Genomic DNA, 3,962 nt, shown 5'->3' with positions numbered 1-3,962 from the left:
ACGGCACCTTCCCCGATTATCAGCGGGTCATTCCGACAGGCAACGACAAGAAGCTGATCATCGACCGCCAGAGCTTTGCCGCCGCCGTCGATCGTGTCTCGACCATCTCTTCCGAACGCGGTCGCGCGGTGAAGCTGTCGATCAGCGAGGGTCAGGTGACGCTTGCGGTCAACAATCCGGATTCAGGCAGCGCCACCGAAGAACTGTCCGCTGACTATTCATCCGATCCGATCGAGATCGGCTTCAACGCCAAGTACCTGCTCGACGTTGCCGCGCAGCTGACCGGCACGGAGGCCAAGTTCATGCTGGCGGATGCCGGTTCGCCGACGCTGATCCACGACATGGCCGACGAGACCGCACTCTATGTGCTGATGCCGATGCGCGTGTAGCGGCGCGGTGTCAGCACTTCGGTCCTGTTGTGGACCGGCGGCAAGCGCGATATTTACGGCGACTTCTATAGGCGGATAGCGGTTGCCGGCACAGAACCATATAAGTAAGCTAACACTTACTAATTTCCGCAACTATGCGGCGCTGACGATCGATCTGGCGCCAGGTGCCGTGGTTTTTTCCGGCGACAACGGCGCCGGCAAGACCAATCTCCTCGAAGCGATCTCCTTTTTGACACCGGGACGTGGCTTGCGCCGCGCGCCCTACGCCGATGTCGCGCGCGAGGGCGGCGACGGCGGCTTTGCGCTGCATGCCCGGCTCGACGGACCTGATGGCCAGGTCGAGATCGGAACAGGCATTTCCGGCGGTGACACCGCCGGCGAAGGCGGCAGGCGGGTACGCATCAACGGAGCTTCGGCGCGTTCGGCCGAGGACATGCTGGAATGGCTGCGCGTGGTTTGGCTGACGCCAGCCATGGACGCGTTATTCACCGGACCGGCCGCGGATCGCCGGCGCTTCCTCGACCGGCTGGTGCTGGCGATCGATCCCGGCCACGGGCAACGTGCGATCGACTACGAGAAGGCGATGCGCGGTCGTAACCGACTGCTTACCGAAAGCTCTCGGGACGACCGCTGGTTCGACGCTATCGAGACGCAGATGGCCGAAACCGGTGTGGCGATTGCCGCGGCGCGCGCCGAGATGGTGCGCCTGCTGGCCGCCATGATCGACAGGCTGCCCGACACGGGACCGTTTCCGCAAGCCGATATCGGCCTTTCAGGCGAGCTGGAAGCCGAGATTGCCGTGGCGCCGGCGGTCGATGTGGAGGAACGCTTCCGTCGGACGCTTGCCGAGGGCCGCGAGCGCGATCGCGCCGCCGGGCGTACGCTCGACGGCCCGCACCGTTCGGACCTGGTGGTTCGGCACCGCCCCAAGGCGATGCCGGCCGAGCTCTGCTCGACCGGCGAGCAGAAGGCGCTGCTGGTCGGCATCGTGCTGTCGCACGCAAGGCTGACCGGCGAAATGTCGGGCATGACGCCGATCCTGCTGCTCGACGAGATCGCTGCGCATCTCGACAGCGGGCGGCGCGCGGCGCTGTTTTCCATCCTGGAGGAACTGAACTGCCAGGCATTCATGACAGGAACCGATGCTGCGCTGTTTTCCAGTCTCCAGGGCCGTGCGCAATTCCTGACCGTCGACCACGGGACGGTTGGGCCAACCGAAGACCCCTGACAAGGTTTTTCCGTGCCTGTATGATCAGGCAATGACCACTGCCGCCCTGACCGCAGACGAGATCGAACGCTATGCCCGCCACATCGTGCTGCCGGAAATCGGCGGCGCCGGACAGCAGAGGCTGAAGCAGGCCCGGGTGCTGGTCATCGGCGCCGGCGGGCTGGGCGCCCCGGTGCTTGAATATCTTGCCGCCGCCGGCGTCGGCACGCTTGGCGTGGTCGATGACGACACCGTTTCGCTCTCCAACCTGCAGCGTCAGGTCATTCACGGCACCGACACTGTCGGCCTGCTGAAAACCGACAGCGCCAAGGCGGCAATCGCCCGCATCAATCCCAATACCACAGTCGAACCGCATACGTTCCGGCTGACCACGGACAATGCGCCTGCCCTCGTCGCCCGCTATGACATCGTCGTCGACGGTTCCGATAATTTCGAAACGCGCTACGCCGTGGCCGATGCCTGCGCGAGCGCTGGGAAACCGCTGGTGCATGCCGCCGTCGGACGCTTCGACGGCTCGGTCACGGTGCTGAAGCCCTTCGAAGACGGCAAGGACGGCAAGCCCAACCCAGGCTATCGTGACCTGTTTCCCGAAGCGCCACCGCCGGGCCTGGTGCCGTCCTGCGCCGAAGTCGGCGTGCTTGGCGCGCTGACCGGCGTCATCGGCACGCTGCAGGCCATGGAGGCGGTCAAGCTGATCACCGGCGTGGGCGAACCGCTGGTCGGCCGGCTGCTGCTTTATGATGGGCTGGCGGCGCGCTTCGACACCATCCGTTACAAGAGAAGCTGAATTCTTGGGCCGGATCGAAGCAGTCTCCATCAGGCGGATCCCGACCGATTTCGACCGTTGGGACGATGTGCTCGCATTGATCATGCGTGCCTTCGCCTCGATGGACGATGTCATCGACCCGCCCTCCTCGGCCCACCTTTTGACCGCAGACACTCTGCGGGACAAGGCAGGGCGGGAGACCGGCTTCGTGGCGCTCAAGGGCGATCGGATCGTCGGCTGCGTCTTTGCCCTTGAAAAGGTGGCAGAGTTCTATGTCGGCAAGCTCGCCGTGGCGCCGGACTGCCAGGGACAAGGCATTGGACGGCAGCTGATGCAGGCGGTCGAAGACCTTGCCCGCAGCCGCGGCAAGGCCGCCATCGAGCTTCAGACGCGGATCGAGTTGACCGCAAACCATGCGGCCTTTGCTCGCCTCGGCTTTCGCGAAACTGAACGGACGGCGCATGACGGCTATGCCAGGCCGACTTCGGTCACCATGCGCAAAGCCCTCCCGTAAGTCTTATCTTACGGTTTGTGGGCCACGGATATTGCACCGCGACAGCATCAGGTCCTGAGCGGCAGCACGCGGTCTGGTGGGCGGTGGCCGTCAACGAAGGCGCGGATGTTGATGATGACCTTTTCACCCATGTCGATACGGCCCTCGAGCGTCGCCGAGCCCATATGCGGCAAAAGCACGACCTTGTTCTTGGCCGCGAGCTTCAGCAGCTTGCCGTTCAAGGCCGGCTCGTGCTCGTAGACATCGAGGCCGGCGCCGGCGATCTTGCCGTCCTGGATCAGCTTGACCAGTGCTTCCTCGTCGATGATGTCGCCGCGCGCGGTGTTGACGACATAGGCGGTGGGCTGCAGTAGCGCCAGCCGCCGCGCCGAAAGCAGATGGAAGGTTGCCGGCGTCGAGGGACAGTTGACCGAGATGATATCCATGCGGGCCAGCATCTGGTCGAGGCTTTCCCAATAGGTCGCCTCCAGCCCGTCTTCCACGGCCGGCAGCACGCGGTGGCGGTTGTGATAGTGGATCGACAGTCCGAAGGCCTTGGCCCGCCTGGCTACGGCCGTGCCGATCCGCCCCATGCCGACAATGCCGAGCCGCTTGCCCCAGATGCGCCGGCCCAGCATCCAGGTCGGCGACCAGCCGGCCCATTTCTTGTCGCCGGTGAGCACATTGGCGCCTTCCGCGAGCCGCCGCGGCACCGCCAGCATCAGCGCCATCGTCATGTCGGCGGTGTCTTCGGTCAGGACATTCGGCGTGTTGGTGACGGTGATGCCCCTCTTGGCCGCAGCCGCGACATCGATCTTGTCGACGCCGTTGCCAAAATTGGCGATCAGCTTGAGGTTGTCGCCTGCCTGAGCGATCAGCGCCGCGTCGATATTGTCGGTAATGGTCGGCACCAGAACGTCGGCTTCCTTGACCGCCGCGACCAGTTCCGGCTGCGTCATCGGCCGGTCCTCGACATTCAGCCTTGCGTCGAACAGTTCGCGCATGCGGGTCTCGACCGGGTCGGGCAGCTTGCGCGTGATGACGACAAGAGGCCTTTTTTTGCCTGCCATTGTTTCCCTCTCGAGT

The 3,962-nt window shown here is 64.4% G+C and carries 4 protein-coding genes and 1 pseudogene; 4 read left to right on the top strand and 1 reads right to left on the bottom strand.

Annotation, left to right across the window (positions count from 1 at the left end):
- The 4 genes and pseudogenes from EN925_RS26350 to EN925_RS26335 all read left to right on the top strand — a co-directional run.
- Nucleotides 1–389 (top strand): annotated as a pseudogene (locus tag EN925_RS26350) (DNA polymerase III subunit beta); the annotation flags it as partial.
- 82 nt (nt 390–471) lie between these two features.
- Entirely contained in the window at nt 472–1,617 is a 1,146-nt protein-coding gene (gene recF / locus EN925_RS26345; protein ID WP_013527878.1) for a DNA replication/repair protein RecF, read from the top strand.
- Between the two features lie 31 nt (nt 1,618–1,648).
- Nucleotides 1,649–2,404 carry a molybdopterin-synthase adenylyltransferase MoeB gene (locus tag EN925_RS26340; RefSeq protein WP_013527879.1) on the top strand — a complete coding sequence of 252 codons (756 nt, stop codon included), beginning with the start codon at nt 1,649–1,651 and terminating at the stop codon, nt 2,402–2,404.
- Between the two features lie 4 nt (nt 2,405–2,408).
- Complete coding sequence (locus tag EN925_RS26335; protein ID WP_013527880.1) at nt 2,409–2,897, top strand: GNAT family N-acetyltransferase; 489 nt, start codon at nt 2,409–2,411, stop codon at nt 2,895–2,897.
- 47 nt (nt 2,898–2,944) lie between these two features.
- Here EN925_RS26335 and EN925_RS26330 read toward each other — a convergent pair whose 3' ends face one another.
- Complete coding sequence (locus EN925_RS26330) at nt 2,945–3,946, bottom strand: D-glycerate dehydrogenase (RefSeq protein WP_013527881.1); 1,002 nt, start codon at nt 3,944–3,946, stop codon at nt 2,945–2,947.
- Nucleotides 3,947–3,962 lie beyond the last annotated feature (16 nt).

The organism is Mesorhizobium sp. M7A.F.Ca.US.006.04.2.1 (assembly GCF_004022915.1).
GTDB classification, from domain to species: domain Bacteria; phylum Pseudomonadota; class Alphaproteobacteria; order Rhizobiales; family Rhizobiaceae; genus Mesorhizobium; species Mesorhizobium ciceri.
This window is presented reverse-complemented; position numbering and strand designations above follow the sequence as displayed.

Excerpts from the sequence above, each read along its gene's own strand:
- EN925_RS26340 (WP_013527879.1), top strand. The coding sequence starts at position 1,649 with ATGACCACTGCCGCCCTGACCGCAGACGAGATCGAACGCTATGCCCGC.
- EN925_RS26330 (WP_013527881.1), bottom strand. The coding sequence starts at position 3,946 with ATGGCAGGCAAAAAAAGGCCTCTTGTCGTCATCACGCGCAAGCTGCCC.